A 19397-nucleotide genomic window follows, 5' to 3' on the forward strand; every position below is an offset into this window, starting at 1 on the left:
AGCGTGCGACTAGCGTAGAACCCGTTCCCCCAGACCTGGCTGAAAGGCGGCTCACGTGGCAGACGACAACCCCGGCGGCGACCGGAGCCCCGAGGACGAGTTCCAGGAACTCATGCGCCGTCTCATGTCGGGAGATGTCAGTGGCATCGACCCCGAGCAGCTCTCGCGACTGTCGGGCATGCAGATCGACCCCGCGATGCTGCAGGCCGTCATGAACCAGCTGCAGGGCGCCTTCGCCGGCACCCAGGAGGGCGTGGACTGGAGCCTGGCCGAGCGCCAGGCCCTGCACATCGCCAACCAGGACGGTCTCGGCGTGACCACCGGTCAGCGCACCGACCTCGACCAGGCCTTCACCCTCGCAGCTCTGTGGTTGGGCGAGGCGACGTCGATCAGCGACCTGCCGCGCCCTCCGCGTGCCGTCACCCGCGGTGCCTGGGTGAGCGCGACCCTCCCCATCTGGCAGGAGCTCGCCGAACCCGTCGCCACGAGCATCGCCGACGCACTGACCGCGGCCCTCGGCCAGCAGGCCCCCGACGACATGCAGGACATGATCGCCGGAGCCGGTCGCCTGATGCGCACCGTCGGCGGTTCGCTCTTCGCCACCCAGCTCGGCCAGGTCGTCGGTCGACTGTCCACCGAAGTCGTGGGTGGCGGGGATGTCGGCATCCCGGTCATGCCCGACGGCGACGCGGCGATCCTGCCGCAGAACTTCGCCGACTTCGGTCGCGACCTCGAGATCCCCGACGATCAGCTGGCCCTGTACCTGGCCACGCGCGAGCTGGCGCACGCCCGCCTGTTCCGCCACGCGCGGTGGCTGCGCCTGCACGTCATCTCGCAGGTGCGCGACTTCGCGCACGGCATCCGCGTCGACACCGACGCCCTCGAAGACCTCGCCTCGCGCTTCGACCCCTCGCAGCCCGAAGAACTGCGCGGCGCGCTCGAGAGCGGCGCCCTGCTGCCCGAGCGCTCCGAGGAGCAGACCGCGGCGCTGACGCGCCTCGAGAACCTGCTCGCGACGATCGAGGGCTGGGTCGACGTGGTGACCGAGGACGCCACCTCGCGCCTCCCCTCGGCCGCGCGCATCGCCGAGGCGGTCCGCCGCCGCCGCGCCGTCGGCGGCCCCGCCGAGCAGGCGCTCGGCTCGCTCGTGGGCCTCGAGCTGCGTCCCCGACGCATGCGCGAGGCCGCCGCGATGTGGCGCGCGGTCACCGACGCCGTGGGCGTCGACGGTCGCGACGGCCTCTGGGATTACCCCGACCTCATGCCGTCGTCGGAGGACATCGACGATCCCGCGGCGCTGATCGCCCGGCTGACCGCCGCCTCGCGCGGAGAAGCGGCACCGTCGGATGCGATGGACGACGCCCTCGCGCAGCTGCTGGCCGAGGAGGCCGACGGCGGGCGGCGCGACGGTGGTGCGGAGAGCGCGAGCCCGGATGCCGGAGCCCCGGATGACGGCTCGGATGGCGGCTCGCGCGGTCGGACGGATGGGCCGCGCGACGGCGACGATGACGCAGCGGCGCCGGGAGATCAGCGGCCGGTGTGAGCCTTTCGGCGGACTGCGGCTCGTCGTGTGGTCAGGCCTGTGTGGAGTGACGCCCGTGTCGTGGTGACGCCCGCGGGGAGGATGAGGCTCCTCCCCACGGGCGTTTCTCTGTTTTCGCCCTGGGGACAGCGGCCCCTGCGATCTTGCGCGACGCGATGATCGGGCGATGATCCGTCTCGACTCTGCCGCTCCCCCACTCTGGCGTCCCGACGGGAGCGTGCAGTTCGGCGCCCCCGCGGTGGCCGTCTCGCCCTTCACCGGTTCGTGGGTCGACGTTGTCGTCGCCGCGCTCGCGGAGGGCACGAACCCCACCGCGGTCCGGGGCCTCGCCCGTGTGCACGGGGCCGAGGACGGGGAGGCCGACGAACTGCTCGCGGCAGTGGCCCCGGCGTTGGCGCGCAGGGCCCGGCATCCGCCCCTCGCTCTTCAAGTCGACGACGACCTGCCCCCGCGCGCGGCTCGCGCCGTGCTGGCGGCATTGCCTCCGCGCACCCGGGTCCTTCCCTGGGCGGGGGCGGCCACCGAGAGCGTCGCCCCGGGCACGCGAGTGGTCCTGCTGGCCGCGCACCGCGTCGATCCGCGACGGGCAGCGCCGCTCGTCCGCGATGACGTGACACACGCCCCGCTCGTGCTCGACGGGTCGAGCGCCCGGATCGGACCGGTGGTCGTGCCGGGACGGACGGCGTGCCTCGCGTGCCTCGACGCGGATCAGCGGCGCGACGACCCGGACTGGGCGACGGTCGCCGCGCAGCTGGTGGGCCGACCGCGCCCCGAGGTCGACGTGGCGCTGGCGGCCGAGGCCGGACGCGCGGCGCGGTTTCTGCTCAGCGCTCCGATCGGCCAGACGACGCGATCGCTGCGCCTGCGCGCCGACTCGTTCCGGCGGGCCTGGGCGCTGCATCGGCCGAGCGCAGACTGCCGCTGCCGATCTCTCGAAGAAAGCGCGATGGAGACCGCTCCATCCGTCCTCGACCCCGCGCCCAGCTCACCGACAGGGTTCGCGCGGCCCGCGTGACGCCCACGTATGCCAGGCGACGCTCTTCGTCGACCGCCTCGAACGTCTTCGCGTACGAGATCGGCAGCAGCCCTTCGCTGAATCCCACGAGGTACACGTGATCCCACTCCAGCCCCTTCGCCGCGTGCAGCGTCGCGAGCGTCACCGTGCGCGTCGTCGGCTCGTGCTGATCGCGCGCGCGTGCCTGCAGGTCGTCGGTGAAGGCGCGCAGGTCGGTGCCCGCGGGCGCTTCTTCCGCCAAGCGCAGGATGGCGGCTCGCGCTTCCCACGCTTCGCGCAGCGCACCGCCCGCCTCGGGAGGGTCGTCGGTGAGCCCGACACTGCGGAGCACGTCGCGGACGGTCGGAAGGAACCCGGTCTCGAGCGGCGCCACCGACGCCGCGCGAAGCGCCATGAGCGCCTGTCGCACCTCGGGGAGATCGAAGAACTTGCGGCCCCCCAAGACGGACGCTGCGACTCCGACCGAGGCGAGCGCCGAGATCAGACCAGCCGACTGCGCATGCGAGCGATAGAGCACCGCGATGTCGTGAGGATCGACGCCGCGCGAAAGCGCGTCGCGGATCGAGCGGGCGACCGCGGCAGCCTCTTCTTCGTCGTCGTCGAAAGCGCGCACGGTCGGTATCGGCGTGTCGTCATCGCTCGCCGCCACGAGTTCGAGCGCCCCGGCTCGGCCGCGCATGAGATCGTTGGCGACAGCGAGGACGGGAGCCGTGGAGCGGTAGTTGCGCTCCAGACGAACGACGCGCGCGTCCTCGTGCGTGCGCTCGAAGTCGAGCAGGTAGCGCGCGTCGGCGCCGGTGAACGAGTAGACCGTCTGGCTCGCGTCGCCGACCACGCACAGGTCGCGGCGATCGCCCAGCCAGAGCTCGAGCAGGCGGTTCTGGAGAGGCGAGACGTCCTGGTATTCGTCGACGGTGAAATGTCGGTACTGCTCGCGCACGGCCGCGGCGACCCGCGGCTCGGCCTCGATCATGCCGGCGCAGGTCAGAAGGACGTCTTCGAAGTCCATCTGCCGACGCTCGTCCTTGAGCTTCTCGTACGCGCGCTGCAGGGCGACGACCTGGTCGACGCTCAGACGACCGACACCCTCGGGGCGATCCGCCGCGTATTGCTCGATCGAACGGAGCGTCACCTTGCGCCACTCGATCGCCGACGCCACGTCGCGCAGGGTCGCCGTGTCGGGGGCGAGCCCCACGCCGTCGGCCGCGTGGGCGAGCATGCGCACCTTGTTGTCGATGATCGACGGGGCTTGGTCACCGGCGAGCGTCGGCCAGAAGAAGTTGACCTGCGCGAGAGCGGCGGCGTGGAAGGTGCGGGCGGAGACCCCCGCGACGCCGAGGGCGCGCAGACGTCCGCGCATCTCCCCCGCGGCCTTGGCGGTGAATGTCACCGCCATCACGCGCTGCGGCGAATAGGCGCCCGTGTCGACGCCGTGCGCGATGCGACGTGTGATCACACGCGTCTTGCCCGTACCCGCACCCGCGAGCACGCAGACGGGACCGCGGAGGGCGCGCGCGGCCTCCAGCTGGTGCTCGTCGAGTCCCTCGAGGGGCGCGGTCACGCGACACCCCGGTACCAGTCGTCGATCAGACGACGGGCGATGGATGCCGGGCCCGGAAGCATCGCTGAGCCCTCGCCGCGGAGAGCGGCGCCGATCTCGTCGCGGTTGAACCAGCGCACCTCGACGATCTCCTCACCGTCGGCCTGCGCCTCGTGGTCGTCGACGACCGCCGCGCGGAAACCCAGCATGAGAGACCGCGGATACGGCCACGCCTGCGAGCCGCGATACGCGATGTCGCGCAGACGCACCCCGGCTTCTTCGCCGACCTCGCGAGCGACGGCATCTTCGAGCGACTCCCCGGCCTCGGCGAACCCGGCGAAACACGAGTATCGGTCGCCGCCCCACGCGGCGTTGGCGCCGAGCAGGATTCGGTCATCGCTCGTTGCGGAGGTCACGAGCACGATCACCGCAGGGTCGGTGCGCGGGAAGTGCTGCCGCCCGCAGACGGGGCAGTGGCGCGACCAACCGGCATGGCGCACCTCCGTCGCCGAGCCGCACGCGGGACAGAAAGCGGCATCGCGCAACCACCCCGCCAAGGCGACGGCGGTGGTGAGCAGTTCGGCTTCGCCGTCGGGCAGATCGCCTCCGGCCGCGCGAAGCGGCACCCCGTCGGCATCCGGGACGAGGTCGTCGGGGGCGTCGTCGGCGAGGGCCGCGAGGACGACCGCGGTGTGCTCGGGGGTGCGACCGAGGAACGCCCACTCCTGGACGTGGTCGTCGGCGATCCGCGCGCGAGAAACGAGGACGAGGCGGCCGTCTCTGAGGGGTGCGACATCTCGACGGATGGCGAGGACCACGGTGCGGGGCTCCGACAAGACGCGCTCGAGCAATGTCTCGTCGCCGCGTTCACCGCCCGCGCGGTCGACGGTCAACGGGACCTCGGACGGCGAAGACGCGGAACGCGGCATCGAACACCTCTCTGACGGTGGTGCGGGTGGCGGTCGGCGGCCCGACCTGCTCGGTGAAGGGCGTGGCGCGAGCCGGTGGAGGAAGGCCCGACCTACCCTGGGGGCATGGCACGCTCGCCCCTCATTTTAGCCGCGTCGGCGACAACGGCCCTGCCCGGCGCAGCCTTCTCGAACGTCAGCGCCCTGACCGAGAACGCCGCCGGGCGCTTCGACGCCGCGCTGGCCCGCACCGCCGACGGACGCGAGGTCGTCATCCGCATGCCCGCCGGCGAAGAGGGTGCTCCCGACCTCGCCGCGGAGTCCCGCGCGCTGCACGCGCTGACGGCGGGCGTTCGAGCGCTCCTCCCTTTCGCCGTGCCGGAGGTGATCGGCGAGAGCGGTTCCGGGGCGCAGCGTGTGCTCATCGTCGACCGCATCGAGGGATACCGCATCGACCCGGCCCACCTGCCCAAAGGTCCCGGGTACGCCCCGGCGATCGGCGGCGCACTGGCCGCTGTGCACGCCCTTCCCGTGTCGATCGTCCGGACCGACGGACTGCCGGTGCGCTCGCCCGATCAGGTTCGCGACGACGTCAAACGACTTCTCGACCGCGCGGACGCCACCGGCCGCGTCAGCGACGACCTCATGCTGCGCTGGCGCCGCGCCCTCGACGTCGACGAGCTGTGGCGCTTCGAATCGGCGGTCGTCCTGGGCGGTGCGACGAGTTCGTCGATCCTGCTCGCCGACGACGCCGACGAGATCCCTCACGTGGTCGGCATCCTGGACTGGGCCGGCCTGAGCGTCGGCGACCCCGCCGTCGACCTGCGCTGGCTGGCATCCGCCCCCCTCGCCGCCGACGACGTCCACGCCGGATACGCCGCCGCCGGCGATCGCTCCCCCGATCCACTGCTGCGCGAGCGCGCCCGGCTCTACGCGGAGCTCGAGTTCGCCCGCTGGCTCGTGCACGGTCACGACGCCGGCGAGACCGACGTCGTCGCCGATGCCGTCGCCCTGCTCGATGCCCTGGCCGACGGAGTGCGCGGGGACCACATCGTGCCGGACTCGCGTAGCGACATCGACGACGCGATGGCCCTCGTCGAAAGCGTCCCCCCGGTCTCGGCCCCGGCCGCCGTCGACACCTCGATGCAGACCGACGCCTACGATCCCGAAGCGCTGTCGTTGTACCTGTCCGCGGAGCGCGACCGCGTCATGGCTGCCGAGGCACTGGCTGAAGCCCTCGCGAACGCGAAGGAATCGGATGCCGACAGCGGCGCGATCCACGTCGACCGACTGCCCGTACCCGACAGCGTGGAGCCGGGCGAGACCGAGCCCCTCGACCTCGACGGGTGGTCCGGCACGACTCCCGAGGCCCAGAAGGATCGTGGCCAGGGTCCCGCGTTGAGCGGCGACACCGACGCGACCTCGCTGTGGTCCCGCTCTGCCGTGTCGGCTGACCCTTCCGGGCCGGCCGTGCGCGAAGAAGGCTCCTCGGGTGACGACGCGACGGGATCCGACACCCCGGGCGACTCCGATCCCGCCGCGCATATCGACGACGAAGAGGACGCCGCTCGCGCGAGCCGCGCCGCGCTGCGTCGCTGGGGTGTCTCCGGCGACGGGTCCTGACGAGCATCACGGCTTCGCCGTCGCCGCTCCCTCGGGTTCGTCGCGGCATCCGCCCTTGCCGGCGCGGCCCACTACCCCGAACCCCTCATCCCGCCCCCTCCGCGGTGAAGAGCCGGCCCGGGCACCGGTGCGCCGCTCACCGGCTTGCGGCGCGAGGCGGGGCGTGCGAGGCCGGAGCTCGACGGACCACACGCGATAGCCTGTGCACATGCTGTTCCGGCCATCCAAAGAGGCTCCCCCGCCCCTGCCCGCGGGTGTCGAGGCGGGCCTGTACAAGCTCGGCCTGCCGGAGCGTCCACGCGAGCTCGTCGGCTACCTGTCCGTGCGCCCCTTCCACGCGTACGAGGTGGACGGCCCGTGGTGGCGGAAGCGGCTCGTCCGACCGACGCTGATCGGTGATTGCCACGTGGACTTCGTCGATCTCGATGTCCGACGAACCTGGCCGGACGCTTCCCACCGGAACGACATCAAGGAAGGGCCGGTCTTCGAAGCGGAGGGCTTCGACGAACTCGATCAGGGGCGGTTCACTCTGCACGGCGTGGCGTTCTCCACCGTCAAAGTCGACCCGACCGACAGCCCGAACGAGTACCGCGCTCACTTCCGTTTCGTCGACGTCGCGCGCTAACCGCCGCGAGCCGCCGAGCCGGTGAGAGGCCGAGCCGTCAGCTCCGCAGCACCAATTCGTCGCCGACGTAGAAGAGGGCGACGTCGATCTGGTCGAGGTCGATGCCGTGCTTCGCGTGATACGCCTCGCGATAGAGCTCGAGCTGCAGCATGCGTGAGCGACGCTCGGGCTCGCTGGTGGGCGGGCGACCCGTCTTCCAGTCGACGATCTCGTACCTCTCGCCGCGGCGGTATACGGCATCCAGCTTGCAGATGACGACGTGCGCGCGACCGTCGAGGCGCGTCGTGACGAAATCGATCTCGGTCTCGACCTCGAGGGGTTGCAGCCCCGCCCATTCCGAGCGTTCGAAGCACTCCCGCAGCCGCTGCAGTTCGGCCGCGTCGGATGCGGAAGCTCCCGCCTCGTCGTCGTCCCATAGGCCGTCGTCGTCGAGCCCGACACCCGCGCCGACCAGCCCGGAGCGCTGCTCGACCCACGCGTGGAAGAGCGTGCCGAGGCGGGTCTGTCGATACGGCCGCTCTGGCAGAGGCCGATGGAGGTCTTCGACCGCGCGGCCGTAGTCGGCGACGAAGTCTTTGAACCGCGACGCCGGGATCCGTGTCGGGGCGGGCGTGTGCACGGGTCGCAACCGGTCCGAGCGCTCCGCGAGCAGGAGCTCGAGATCGTCGTCAGCGTGGGCCGGAGTACCGGCGCGCGCAGCGGCGACGGCGCTGACGGCGGCCGAGATCGCGGTGCGTCGCGCCCCGAGCGGGTCGAGCGGCCAGTGCAGCAGGCGCCGCTCACCGTCGTACGGGTCCTCCCCCGCCTCGTCGACGGTCAGCTCGATGCCGAGCGCCTCGGCGGCCTCGTCCAGGAACACACTGGGCCGACGAGGGCGCTTCGTGCCCGACCAGCTCGACCCCGAGAGCATGAGATGGTCACGCGCCCGCGTGAACGCCACGTAGGCGAGACGCCGGTCCTCGTCGAGCTGCCGAGCCCGGTTGTCGACGACGAACGCATCGATCGCCGCCTTGAGATCCTGCTGCGTCTCGGCCCCACGCCACCCGAGCACCGGGAGCCACGCGGAATCGCCTCGGAACTCCGCGGGGAGGATGCCGAAACCCAACCACCCCTTCGTGTCACGCGGCAGCGACGGCAGCTCGTCGGTCACGAGTCGCACGACGGCCACGGCATCCCACTCCAAGCCCTTCGAGCCGTGGATGGTGAGCAGTTGCACGACGTCGTCTTCCGGCGGCTCGGTGCGCGGGGCGAACTCGTCGGCCCGTTCGGCATGATCGAGCCACGCCAGCAGACTGGTGACGGAGCCCGATTCGTCGGCCGCCAGGAACCCGCGGATCTCGTCGACGAAAGCACGCAACTGCGCCGAAGCGATGCGGGCGGGACCGCGGGCTTCGTTCGCGGCGAGTTCGATGTCGAGACGCAGCTCGGCCTCGATCAGTCGGATGAGCTCCGGGATCGGAGCCCCGACACTCCGGCGGAGCGCGGCGAAGACCGCCCCGGCTTCGCGGAGACGAGCGCGCCCCTCGGGGGTGATGTCGGTGAGCCACCCGTGTCCGTCGGTCTGGCGGGTGACGAAATCGAGAGCGTCGACCAGTGACGCGCGATCGGCGCCCGGTGTCGAGCGCAGGCGGTCCACGACCTCGGGGGCCAGCGGCCGCAGGCCGACGTCGTGAGTGGCCAATCGCCGCGCGAGCTGCGCGAGGGCGCGCAGATCGGCGAGCCCCACGGCCCACCGCGGGCCGGACAACAGCCGGATCAGCGCCGACCCCGCCTCGGGGTCGCTGAGAACCCGCAGCACCGACACCACGTCGACGACTTCGGGGGTCGTCAGCAGACCGCCGAGCCCGAGGATGCGATGCGGGATGCCTCGCCGTCCGAGGGCATCGCCGAAACGCACCATGTGCTTCTTGCTGCGGAAGAGCACGGCGCCGGTCGTCGCGCGTCCCTCTGCGGCGCGGGCCGCGCGGACGCCGACGAACCATGACGCGATGCGGTCGGCCTCGGCATCGAGGTCGTTCTCGAAGGCGATCTCGACGACGCCGTCCGGAGCCCCGGGACGCGCGCGCAGCTCTTCGACGGCCACGGCCGCACGACGAGCGAGGGGCGCCAGCACGGCATTGGCTGCGTCGAGCACCCGGGCGCTGTTGCGCCAGCTGGTGAGAAGCGCGAAGCGCCGGCATCCGCCGTCGCCGGCGAAGGCCGCGGGGAAGCCGCCCAGGTTTCCCGCGCTGGCGCCGCGCCACGCGTAGATCGCCTGGTGCGGGTCGCCGACGGCCATGACACCGGTACCCCCGAAGAGCGTGGCCAACAGGTCGGTCTGGACGACCGAGGTGTCCTGGTACTCGTCGAGCAGCACGACGCGGTAGCGCCCCCGAAGTTCTTCGACGACCGCGGGATGCTCCTGCGCGATGCGCAGGGCACCGGCCACCTGATCCGCGAAGTCCATCACGCCCAGGCGCGCTTTCTCACGGTCGTAGTCGGCGGCGAGGCGAGCGAGCAGGGAGAGCGCCGACACGCGCGACGCGGCCTCAGCGACCTCTTTGTAGACGGTGACGCGCGCCGAGGTCGACGGACGATCGACGATGCGGCCGAACTCGTCGGGGAACGCCGCCAGCTCGTCGAGATCGACGAGGTTGTCGACCCCGTCGCGCGCGATGCGCAGGGCCGCATCGATGATCGTACGAGGCGACTCCTGCCGTTCCTCGAGTCGCGGGTCGTCGGAGGCGAACACGACGCGGCGCATGAGCAGCCAGGCCGCCGATTCAGAGAGCACGGCGGCCTCGGAGTCGCGACCGATGCGCAGACCGTGCTCGCGCACGATCGCATCGGCGAAGCTGTTGTACGTCGACACGGTGGGCCGATGCAGCAGCTGGTCGCCGTCATCGAGATCGTCGTCGACGCTGCCGACCTCGGCGGCGAGGGCGTCGAGAACCTCGCGGCGCGCGGCGTCTGCGCGCGCTCCCTCGAGCTGCGCCAGCTCGGCGAACACCGCAAGGCGCCCGGCTTCGTGCAGAGCCGGGAGAGCGCTCACCAACCCGCGCGTCTCGAACTCCGACAGTCGCTGCAGTCGGCGCTGGATCCGCTCGGCCAGCTCACCCGCGGCTTTGCGCGTGAACGTGAGCCCGAGCACCTCGTCGCGTCGGACCAGTCCGTTCGCGACGAGCCAGACGACGCGACCCGCCATGGTCTCGGTCTTGCCGCTGCCCGCGCCGGCGACGACGAGGGCAGGCGCCAGGGGCGCCTCGATCACGGCGGTCTGCTCGACCGTGGGCGGAAACTGCCCGAGAGCAGCGGCGATCATCGCCGCCGACAGGACCGCGCTCACGATGCGCTCACGGCCGACACCGTGTGGATGCGGCACAGCCCGTACGAGAACTCGTCGCGGCAATGCACCTCGTACGGCGCCGCGAAGCTCGTGCCGCGCATCACCTCGACCGCCCGCTGCACGCGCTCGACGAACTGCCCGCGCTGCGCGTCGTCGAAAGGTTTCTGCGTCGGCTCGGCGTAGTCCTTCTTCGCCGCCGTGGGCCGGAGCACGAGGAGCTTCGCGCCGCCCGACGGCATCCCCGCGACCTGCTCGATGGCCCCCGACGAGAATGCGAGCTGGTACGCGGCGAGCTGCGGGTTGTCGGCGACCTTGGCATCCGTCTGCGGTTCGCTCTTGCCCGTCTTGAGGTCGACGATCACGACCTCGCCCGAGGGCGTCACCTCGACGCGGTCGATGTCGCCGCTCAGCACGGCGCCGTGCTCGCCGGCATCCGGGATCGGGATCGGCACCTCGAAGTGTCGCTCGGCTCCGATCAAGCGTCCCCCCGCGTCGTCGAAACGACGGAGATACGAGGCCAGCCGGCGGACGAGTTCGCGCGCTCGCGTACGTTCGGCCCGCTCGCGCCAGACGGCGTCGAACGCCAGCTCACCCCAGCGTTCGTCGACGACGGCCCACAGATCGTCTTCGGACGACGATGCCGACGTCTCGAGCGCCGCGTGGATGATCGTGCCGATGCCCGCCGTCGTCCCGCCTCTGTCGCCGCCGAGGTCGGCGATGACCCAGTCCAGTTCGCACTCTTCGAGCGCATGCAGACGCGACGGCGAGACGCGGACGTCTTCGCGCGAGAGATCCCGCAGCGGCGCCGACGAGGTGGGAGCCGCCACGCCGTACCACTGCTCGGGAGCGGCTCCCGCGACGCCCGCCGCCGCGAGAAGAGCGAGCTGCCCCGCCGCGTGCGCACGCTCGGCAGGGCTGACGCGTGGGACCGTGAGCGAGCGGCGATGCCGCGCCACGAGACCGCGGAGCGACAGAGGATGTTCGGGGATGGATGCCGCCGGCTCGGGCGTCGGGAGCATCTCGAACAGCACACTGGGACCGGTGTCGTCGTCGTCGACCGCGGTGACCACCAGCAGCGCGCCGGCCCGGCTGAGGGCGCGAACGAACAGCCGCAGCTCGTCGTGCATCGCCGCACGGCGGCGATCGAGCATGCCCGCGGCGGGAAGATCGGGGTTCTGCATCGCGTCTGCGAGCCGCCAGGTCTCGAGCAGCCCGCCGCGCAGGCGGGTGTTGGGCCAGACGCCGTCCTGCACCCCGGCGATGACGACGGTGTCGAACGCCGTGCCGGCCGCGGCCGCGGGGGTCAGCACCCGGACCGTGTCGACCACCGCGGGCTGCTCGATGCGGTCTTCGGCGACATCGCTGTCGAGCACAGCGCGCAGGAAGACCGAGGCCTCACCGTCGGGCTCGCGCTCGGTGAACCGCTTCGCTGCGTGGAACAGTGCGACGACCGCGTCGAGGTCGCGATCGGCCTGCTCGGCGATCGGGCCGTGTCCGCGCACCGCCTCGCGCCAGGGTCGCGATAACCCGCTGCGCTCCCACGCGGTCCAGAGCAGTTCGTGCGGGGTGGCGTGCGCCCGCGTCTGCGCGCGGAGTGCGGCGAGGGTCTCGCCCAGCCGAGCGGCGCGGCGGGCCTCACGGGTGTCGACGGCCTCGAGTTCGAGCGGGAAGCGCACCCCCGACACGAGGAGTTCTGTCGCCGTGCGGGTACCGCCGGCGCCGACCTCCTCGTGCCGGAGCGCGGTGCGCAGGCGTCGCAGCTCGATCGGGTCGAGCCCGCCGAAGGTGCCGAGCAGAGCGTCGACCACCTCGTCAGCGATCCACTCCGCGGGATCCTTCATACCGAGTTCGACCAGCCCCACGAGATCGCGGACCGGGCGCTGCATGCCCAGGGCGAGGCCGGGGCCGCTCGCGCGCGCGGGCACCTCTCGCGCAGCGAGTTCGGTCTCGAGCGTGGCGACCTGCCTCGAGTCGTGCGCGATCACGGCGCACGAACCCCACGGCACGCCCTCGAGAACGTGTCGCTCGCGCAGCAGGCGCGCGATGGCGTCGGCCTCTTCCGCGGGCGACCGCAGCAGGTAGGTGCGCACCGAGCCCTGAGGCGCGGCACCCGAGGGAGCGCGGCGATGCGCGACCACCCCGGCCGCACCGATTTTCGTCACCACGCGGCGCACGAGATCGACCTGCTCCGGCGTGCCGCGATGGGGCTCACCGAGCGCGGCGGTGGTGCCGAGCTCGCGAGCGAGACGGGCGAAATTCTCGGGCGTCGCCCCTCGGAACGCCCCCGACCCCACGTCGGGATCACCGAACGCGACCACCCCGATACCGAGCGCACGACACGCGCGCAGCAGATCGATGCCGCCCGCGGTGAGCTCCTGGGCGTCGTCGACGAGGATGCAGCGCAGCGTCGCGAACCGCCCGAGAAGCCCGCGATCCACCAGGGCGTCGTCGAGGACGACGACGGCCTCTCGAGCGAGGTCGGCCGCGTCGCGGTGCGTGCCGCGCATCGCGGAGCGCACGGTGCGGTACTCGTCGGCGAACGAGGCGACCGACGCCCAGACCGGCAGGTCGAACCTCTGCGCCATCGCGATCAGGTCGTCGGAGGCGATGCCCAGGTCGGTGCACTCCGCGAGGAAGGCCCGGAGGTCGCCGCGGAAACCGCGGGTCGCGCGAACGGCGGGCCCGAGCCACGCGGGCCAGCGCGACGCACCCTCGAGCTCATCGAGGGCATCGCCCTCGAGCAGATCGCGGATGATCTGGTCTTCGTCGCCCCCGGTGAGCAGCTGCGGAGGCTCGAATCCGCGACGCACCTCGGCGCCACGGACGATCTGGAACGCGAACGAGGCCACCGACCGCGCGAGAGCGCCCGAGGTCGCCCGCTCGACCGCGAGGGCGAGCGGATCGCGCAGAGCCGTCGCCGCGGGCCGCGTGGGAGTGAGCACCAGGACCTCGTCGGGATCGACTCCGGATGCCACCAGCTGCCGCACTCGAGCGAGCAGAGTGGTCGTCTTGCCCGACCCCGGAGCCCCCACGACCACACCGCTCGCGGTCGCGGGCCAGTCGACGACGACGCGCTGCTCGGCGTCGAGGACACCTCCCCGGGAGGGAGATGCGTCGAGGGCGACGGCATCCGGGATCTGCATGTCTCCACGCTAATCGCGACCTCCGACATCGCCGGGTGCGACGCCGCGACGGCACCCGGTCGGGTCGTCGATGCGCCACGCGTTCGCCGTCCGCGAAGCGGCCCCTCCCGCGGACTGCGGTGTCGGAAGCCTGCCCTAGAGTCGAATCACGCGCCGGGCCGACCGCGGCCCGCGGGGAAAGGACGCATCGTGGAGATCCGCATCGGAATCACCAACACCGGCCGCGAGCTGAACTTCGAGACGAACGAGAGCTCGGACGCCGTCAAGTCGGCTGTCGCCGCTGCGCTCGACAACGCCGCCAGCCATGTCTCGTTCACCGATGTGAAAGGCAACTCCTACCTCGTCCCGACCGCCAACCTCGCGTTCGTCGAACTCGGCACCGAAGAGTCGCGTCGCGTCGGCTTCGTCGCCTGACACGGCCGACCCGTGCAGATTCTGCTCGGACTCGTCATCGGCGCGGTCATCGGCCTGGTTGCGCATTTCGCGCTGCCGCACCGTCACCTCCGCGGTGTCGCGCTCGCCCCTCTGGCGGGGGCGGCCGCGGCCGCCGTCGTCTGGACCGCGCTCACCTGGGTCGGTCTCGGAGCGGACTCGCCGATCCTGTGGATCGTCGCCGTCCTCGCGCCGGCCGTCACGACCTTCGCCCTCGCGTCACTGCTCACCCGGTCACGTCTAACGCGCGACGAAACCGACCGGGTGCGCCTGGGCGTCTGATCGATCTCGACAGATCGTCGGATGCCGTCACCCGACGTCCGCGATCTCGCCCGCAGGTTCGCGGGCTCTCCTCGACGGGACTCGATCACCCGCGCGACCATGACGCTCGCTACGCGGCGAGCCCCATGGCATCCATGCGCCTGGCGTGAGCGCCCATCAGTTCGCTGAAGACCGGCTCGACCTTGGCCTCGTCGGCGCGATCGAGGTGGCCGTGGCGCAGTGCCGCACGCGCGACGAGCAGGGTGTCGCCGACGAGACGGCGGCCCCAGAGAGCCAGCAGCCAGCGCCACTCCTCGTCGCTCTCGATCGTGGCGCCGAGGATGTCGACGATCGCCTGACGGTCGTCGTCGGCCTGCAGGATGCGCGCCACCCGGCGGCCGGTGTCGCCATAGCTCGACGAGAGCGCGAGGTAGAAGTCGTCGAGGAGTCCCGCCGTGATGTGCACGGTGAGCATCGTCTCCTGCGGGCGCACGCCGTGCGTGTTGCGGCGGAAGGCGTCGAGCGACTCGCGGAACGGCAGCATGAGCTGCGTCGGGTCGGCCCCGCGCTCGCGGATCAGGGCGACGAGCTCCTGGTGCTTGATCAGTGCCGCTCCCGCCGCGCGCGAGAGCGACTCCTTCTCGGCGAGCTCGGGTGTCAGGGCGATCAGCTCGCTGAGCGTCTCGAAGAACCCGAGCTGCAGGTACGCGGCTTGACCGAGGAACGTCTCGACGTCGGGGGCGAGCTCGGCGAAATCGACGCGCATGGCCTCACCGAGGTCTCCGCGCGAGCGCAACTGGAGCGTACGACCCACCGGGCGCTGTCGGCGACGGAACCACTCGAACACGTACGACAGCCTAGGCGTCGGGGGCTTCGGAAACACGCCGGGTAGAGTGGACGAGTCCCGGCGACGGATCGGGACCCCGCGCCTGTGGACGAGTGAGGCGTGGATACGACTCCCCCAGGCGGTCTCTCGCCGCCGGAACAGGCACGCACCATGACGACTTTCGCCGATCTCGGCGTCGACCAGGACATCGTCGATGCCCTCGCGACGAAGGGCATCATCGACGCCTTCCCCATCCAGGAGCAGACAATCCCCCTCGGCCTCCCCGGCCAGGACATCATCGGCCAGGCCAAGACGGGTACCGGAAAGACCTTCGGCTTCGGCATCCCCGTCGTCCAGCGTCTCGGCCCCAACCCCGAGCCCGGCGTGAAGGCCCTCATCGTGGTCCCCACCCGCGAGCTCGCTGTGCAGGTCTACGAAGACATGGACATGCTGACCTCGAACCGCCCCACCAGCGTCGTCGCCATCTACGGCGGCAAGGCGTACGAGGGCCAGATCGACCAGCTCAAGGCCGGCGCGCAGATCGTCGTCGGAACCCCCGGTCGCCTCATCGACCTCGCCAATCAGCGCCTGCTCGACCTGTCGAACGCGACCGAGGTCGTGCTCGACGAGGCCGACAAGATGCTCGACCTCGGCTTCCTCGCCGACATCGAGAAGATCTTCTCGAAGGTCCCGCCGGTGCGTCACACACAGCTCTTCTCGGCGACCATGCCCGGCCCGATCGTCGCGCTGGCCCGCCGCTTCATGTCGAACCCCATCCACATGCGCGCCAACGACCCCGACGAGGGCCTCACGCAGGCGAACATCAAGCACCTCGTCTACCGCGCACACTCGCTCGACAAGGACGAGGTCATCGCCCGCATCCTCCAGTCGGAGGGTCGCGAGAAGGCCGTCATCTTCACCCGCACCAAGCGCGCCGCCCAGAAGCTCGTCGACGAGCTCGGCGACCGCGGCTTCAACGCCGCCGCCGTCCACGGCGACATGAGCCAGGAGGCGCGAGAGCGCTCGATGGCCGCGTTCAAGGCCGGCAAGAAGGACGTGCTGATCGCCACCGACGTCGCCGCCCGCGGCATCGACGTCAACGACGTCACCCACGTGATCAACCACACGATCCCCGACGACGAGAAGACTTACCTGCACCGCGCAGGACGCACCGGCCGCGCCGGCAAGACCGGCATCGCGGTGACCTTCGTCGACTGGGACGACCTGCACAAATGGGCGCTCATCAACCGCGCCCTCGAGTTCGGGCAGCCCGAACCCACGGAAACCTACTCGTCGAGCCCGCACCTCTACACCGACCTGAACATCCCCGAGGGCACGAAGGGTCGTCTGGTGACGGCTCCCAAAGCCGTCGCGCCCCGCGCCGAGAAGAAGAGCGAGGGCCCGGATGCCGAGGGCACCCGCGGTCCGCGTCGTCGCCGCCGCGGCGGATCGTCGTCGGCTGAGGGCGCTGCCCCCGCCGGTGAGGCCGCCCCGCGCGAAGAGGGTGGCGCCGGCACGCACGACGGCGCCGGCAAGGAGCACCACGACGGCAATGCGGCGCCCCGTCGCCGCCGTCGTCGTCGCGGCAGCGGAAGCTCGGGAACGCCGACGGCCCCCGTCGCCTGACGCGCCTTCGGCGGAGACGGCGCCGATCCCCGCACGGGGGTCGGCGCCGTTCGCGGAGATAGCGGCATCCGGCATCACCCGGCGTCGTTCACTCGGTGCGGTCCGGCACAGCCACGTGCGCGGTGCCGCCGCGCAGTCTCCGCACCCTCGCATAAACGCGATCCACGCGCATAAACACGCGCTCCTCGCGTTTATCGGCGCCAACAGCGTTTATGCGTGGCTCACCACGCCCCGCCCGCCCGCGCCGCCCCCGGCACCTGCTCGCACCACATCCGCAGCCCGCGCCGCCCAACGCGCGCCCGCGCCGCGCAACGCGCGCCCGTCCGCGCCACACGACGCCGGCCTCGCCCCACGCGACGCCCGGGCATCCCCACGCGGCGCGCACCCATCCGCGCCCGGGCATCCCACACTCCGCGGGGCAGCCACCTACGGGAAGACCGGCGACGTCCCGCGTCCGCGGGTGAAGATGCGCTCCACCATGTCGTCGGCCGTCGTGTTCTCGCCCGGGATGTTCGGTTTTCCGAGGCCGTGATAGTCGCTCGAGCCGGTGACGATCAGGTCGCGGTCGGTGGCGAGATCGGCGAGCAGAGCCGTGGGCTCGGGGAGGTTCTCGCGGTGAGCGAGTTCGAAGCCCGCAAGGCCCGCGTCGAGCATCGCGTGCAGCACACTGTCGGGAAGCAGAGATCGTCCCGCAGGGTGGGCGATGATCGGCACGCCGCCCGCCGCCACGACGAGTTCGACCGCCGTCACCGGGTCGGGCGCGTACAGCGCCACGTAGTAGTCGCCGGAGGGGTGCAGGATGCCGGCGAAGGCCTCGGTCCGATCGGCGACGATGCCGCGCGCGACGAGGGCGTCGGCGATGTGCGGACGCCCCACGGTCGCGCCGTCGGTGGTCTGGGCCACGATGTCGTCCCAGGCGATGTCGTAGTCGTGCGAGATACGCTCGGCCATGATCTGCGCCCGGTCCAGCCGCGAGGAGCGGATGCGGTCGGTCATCGACCGGAGATCTGTGTCGTCGGGGTCGACGAGGTAGGCCAGCAGATGGACGCTGCGCCACCGATGCCGGGCCGACAGTTCCATTCCGGGGACGAACGTCATCCCGAGAGAGGTCGCGGCCTCGGCGGCCTCAGCCCAACCCGACGTGGTGTCGTGGTCGGTCAGGGCCGCGGTGTGCAGCCCGTGGCGGTGGGCTGCCGCCATGACCTGCGCGGGCGGCTCCGTACCGTCGGAGTGCGAGGAGTGCAGGTGCAGGTCGCTCGGACCCTCGAATCGCCGTTCACGCTGCACCCGTCGAGCGTATCGTCCCGCATTCGCAGAGGCGGCGCCCATGCGGCATCCGTGGATCTCTCAGACGTCTCCCCTATCGTCGGGTGCGTGCGTCGTCTGGTCGGTCTCCTGGTCGCGCTCGCCTTCGCGGCGGGTGCCGCGGTGCTCACGTGGCCTTCGGCGTTCGGCATCGAGCGCACGTTCCCCCTGGCGCAGATCATCTCGTTCCGCGCGCCGCTGGCGGCCGCCTTCGTGGCCGCGGCCCTGCTCATGCTGCTCTTCGCGCTGATCCGTCCGATCCGTGCCCTCGCCTTCGTCCTCGCGATCGTGTTCGGTCTCGCCGGCGGAGCCAACGTCTCGCTGCTCGCGCAGCGCGGCCTGGGCTCCGAGGATCTGCCCGCGAAGACGGCGTCGAGCCTGCGCATCATGACGTGGAACACCGCGGGTTCGGCCACCTCGGCCGAGTCGATCGCGCAATTCGCGGTGGGAATGCAGGCCGACGTCGTGACCCTCCCCGAGACCACGATCGAGACGGGTGCCGAGGTCGCCGAGCTCATGCGCGACATGGGCCAGCCGATGTGGGCGCATCACGCGGAGTACGGCGAGTACGGCATCACCGGGTGGGATGCCACCTCGACCACCGTGCTCATCAAGCCCGAACTGGGCGAATACTCCGTCATCCAGTCTTCGCTCGACGGCTCGAGCAACACCTCGACCGTCCCGAGCGCCGTGGCCATGCCCGTGTCGGGCGACGGCCCGATCATCGTCGCCGCCCACGCGGTCGCCCCGCGCGAGGAGTACATGACGCAGTGGCGCAGCGACCTGCAGTGGCTGGCCGACCAGTGCGCGACAGACAACGTGATCCTCGCGGGCGACTTCAATGCGACCCTGGATCACATGACCGGGATGGGGGTCGACGGCGGCACGCTGGGGCGCTGCCACGACGCGGCATCCGAAAGCGGCAACGGCGGCGTAGGCACCTGGCCCACGAACGCCCCCGCGCTGCTGGGCGCGCCGATCGACCACGTCATGGCGACCCCCGACTGGACGGTCTCGGCGTCTGTCGTCATGCGCACCCTCGACGGCTCGGGCAGCGATCACCGCCCGATCGTCGTGCAGCTCGAACGCACGGGCGGCTGACCGGGCGCACCTGCAGCGCTCCGGAAGCCCGACCGGATGCCGCTTCTCCGGCCGGCAGCCGACGGTCGCGTGTCGCGCTCCGGATCGTCGACCGGATGCCGGCACCCCGGCGCGCCGACAGGGA

The 19397-nt window shown here is 71.6% G+C and carries 13 protein-coding genes; 7 read left to right on the forward strand and 6 right to left on the reverse strand.

What is annotated here, in order from left to right; all coding sequences use genetic code 11:
* The first annotated feature begins 55 nt into the window (after positions 1-55).
* Entirely contained in the window at positions 56-1543 is a 1488-nt protein-coding gene (locus tag NE358_RS09945) for a zinc-dependent metalloprotease (RefSeq protein ID WP_371861611.1), read from the forward strand.
* A gap of 824 nt (positions 1544-2367) precedes the next feature.
* On the opposite strand, the gene NE358_RS09950 is transcribed toward NE358_RS09945, so the two are convergent.
* A complete protein-coding gene (locus NE358_RS09950) occupies positions 2368-4119 on the reverse strand; it encodes an ATP-dependent helicase (RefSeq protein ID WP_141377330.1) in 1752 nt (583 codons plus the stop codon).
* Positions 4116-5027, reverse strand: coding sequence for an NAD(+) diphosphatase (nudC, locus tag NE358_RS09955; RefSeq protein WP_141377332.1), 912 nt, complete (start codon positions 5025-5027; stop codon positions 4116-4118). Before nudC ends, NE358_RS09950 begins: the two co-directional genes overlap by 4 nt.
* Positions 5028-5132: 105 nt before the next feature.
* Here nudC and NE358_RS09960 point away from each other — a divergent pair, with 105 nt between their 5' ends.
* Positions 5133-6629 (forward strand): phosphotransferase, encoded by a 1497-nt coding sequence (locus NE358_RS09960; RefSeq protein WP_103210879.1) that lies wholly within the window; start codon positions 5133-5135, stop codon positions 6627-6629.
* A gap of 208 nt (positions 6630-6837) precedes the next feature.
* Entirely contained in the window at positions 6838-7254 is a 417-nt protein-coding gene (locus NE358_RS09965) for a hypothetical protein (RefSeq protein ID WP_289938106.1), read from the forward strand.
* Between the two features lie 37 nt (positions 7255-7291).
* On the opposite strand, the gene NE358_RS09970 is transcribed toward NE358_RS09965, so the two are convergent.
* Together NE358_RS09970 and NE358_RS09975 are read right to left on the reverse strand one after the other, a co-directional pair.
* Positions 7292-10579 (reverse strand): ATP-dependent helicase, encoded by a 3288-nt coding sequence (locus tag NE358_RS09970; RefSeq protein ID WP_499317736.1) that lies wholly within the window; start codon positions 10577-10579, stop codon positions 7292-7294.
* Positions 10576-13722 carry an ATP-dependent helicase gene (locus tag NE358_RS09975; RefSeq protein WP_289938109.1) on the reverse strand — a complete coding sequence of 1049 codons (3147 nt, stop codon included), beginning with the start codon at positions 13720-13722 and terminating at the stop codon, positions 10576-10578. The genes NE358_RS09970 and NE358_RS09975 overlap by 4 nt, the downstream gene beginning before the upstream one ends.
* A 189-nt stretch (positions 13723-13911) precedes the next feature.
* Here NE358_RS09975 and NE358_RS09980 point away from each other — a divergent pair, with 189 nt between their 5' ends.
* Both NE358_RS09980 and NE358_RS09985 read left to right on the forward strand, forming a co-directional pair.
* Complete coding sequence (locus tag NE358_RS09980; protein WP_103210882.1) at positions 13912-14136, forward strand: DUF3107 domain-containing protein; 225 nt, start codon at positions 13912-13914, stop codon at positions 14134-14136.
* 12 nt (positions 14137-14148) lie between these two features.
* Positions 14149-14436 (forward strand): hypothetical protein, encoded by a 288-nt coding sequence (locus NE358_RS09985; RefSeq protein ID WP_289938112.1) that lies wholly within the window; start codon positions 14149-14151, stop codon positions 14434-14436.
* Positions 14437-14545: 109 nt separating this feature from the next.
* Here the strand turns inward: NE358_RS09985 and NE358_RS09990 are convergent, their stop codons facing one another.
* Positions 14546-15262: a ferritin-like fold-containing protein gene (locus NE358_RS09990; protein WP_103210884.1), complete on the reverse strand. Its 717-nt coding sequence runs from the start codon at positions 15260-15262 to the stop codon at positions 14546-14548.
* Positions 15263-15412: 150 nt separating this feature from the next.
* On the opposite strand from NE358_RS09990, the gene NE358_RS09995 reads away from it, so the two are divergent.
* Complete coding sequence (locus NE358_RS09995; RefSeq protein ID WP_103210885.1) at positions 15413-16867, forward strand: DEAD/DEAH box helicase; 1455 nt, start codon at positions 15413-15415, stop codon at positions 16865-16867.
* 426 nt (positions 16868-17293) lie between these two features.
* On the opposite strand, the gene NE358_RS10000 is transcribed toward NE358_RS09995, so the two are convergent.
* Positions 17294-18154 (reverse strand): PHP domain-containing protein, encoded by an 861-nt coding sequence (locus tag NE358_RS10000; RefSeq protein WP_246078216.1) that lies wholly within the window; start codon positions 18152-18154, stop codon positions 17294-17296.
* 87 nt (positions 18155-18241) lie between these two features.
* Here NE358_RS10000 and NE358_RS10005 point away from each other — a divergent pair, with 87 nt between their 5' ends.
* The gene (locus tag NE358_RS10005) at positions 18242-19273 is read left to right on the forward strand and encodes an endonuclease/exonuclease/phosphatase family protein (protein ID WP_103210887.1); all 1032 of its coding nucleotides are present in this window, start codon (positions 18242-18244) and stop codon (positions 19271-19273) included.
* Positions 19274-19397: the final 124 nt, after the last annotated feature.

This window comes from Sphingomonas sp. G5, from assembly GCF_052660795.1.

Coding starts and splice junctions, on each gene's coding strand:
- nudC (WP_141377332.1), bottom strand. CDS start 5,027: ATGCCGCGTTCCGCGTCTTCGCCGTCCGAGGTCCCGTTGACCGTCGAC.
- NE358_RS09960 (WP_103210879.1), top strand. CDS start 5,133: ATGGCACGCTCGCCCCTCATTTTAGCCGCGTCGGCGACAACGGCCCTG.
- NE358_RS09965 (WP_289938106.1), top strand. CDS start 6,838: ATGCTGTTCCGGCCATCCAAAGAGGCTCCCCCGCCCCTGCCCGCGGGT.
- NE358_RS09975 (WP_289938109.1), bottom strand. CDS start 13,722: ATGCAGATCCCGGATGCCGTCGCCCTCGACGCATCTCCCTCCCGGGGA.
- NE358_RS09995 (WP_103210885.1), top strand. CDS start 15,413: ATGACGACTTTCGCCGATCTCGGCGTCGACCAGGACATCGTCGATGCC.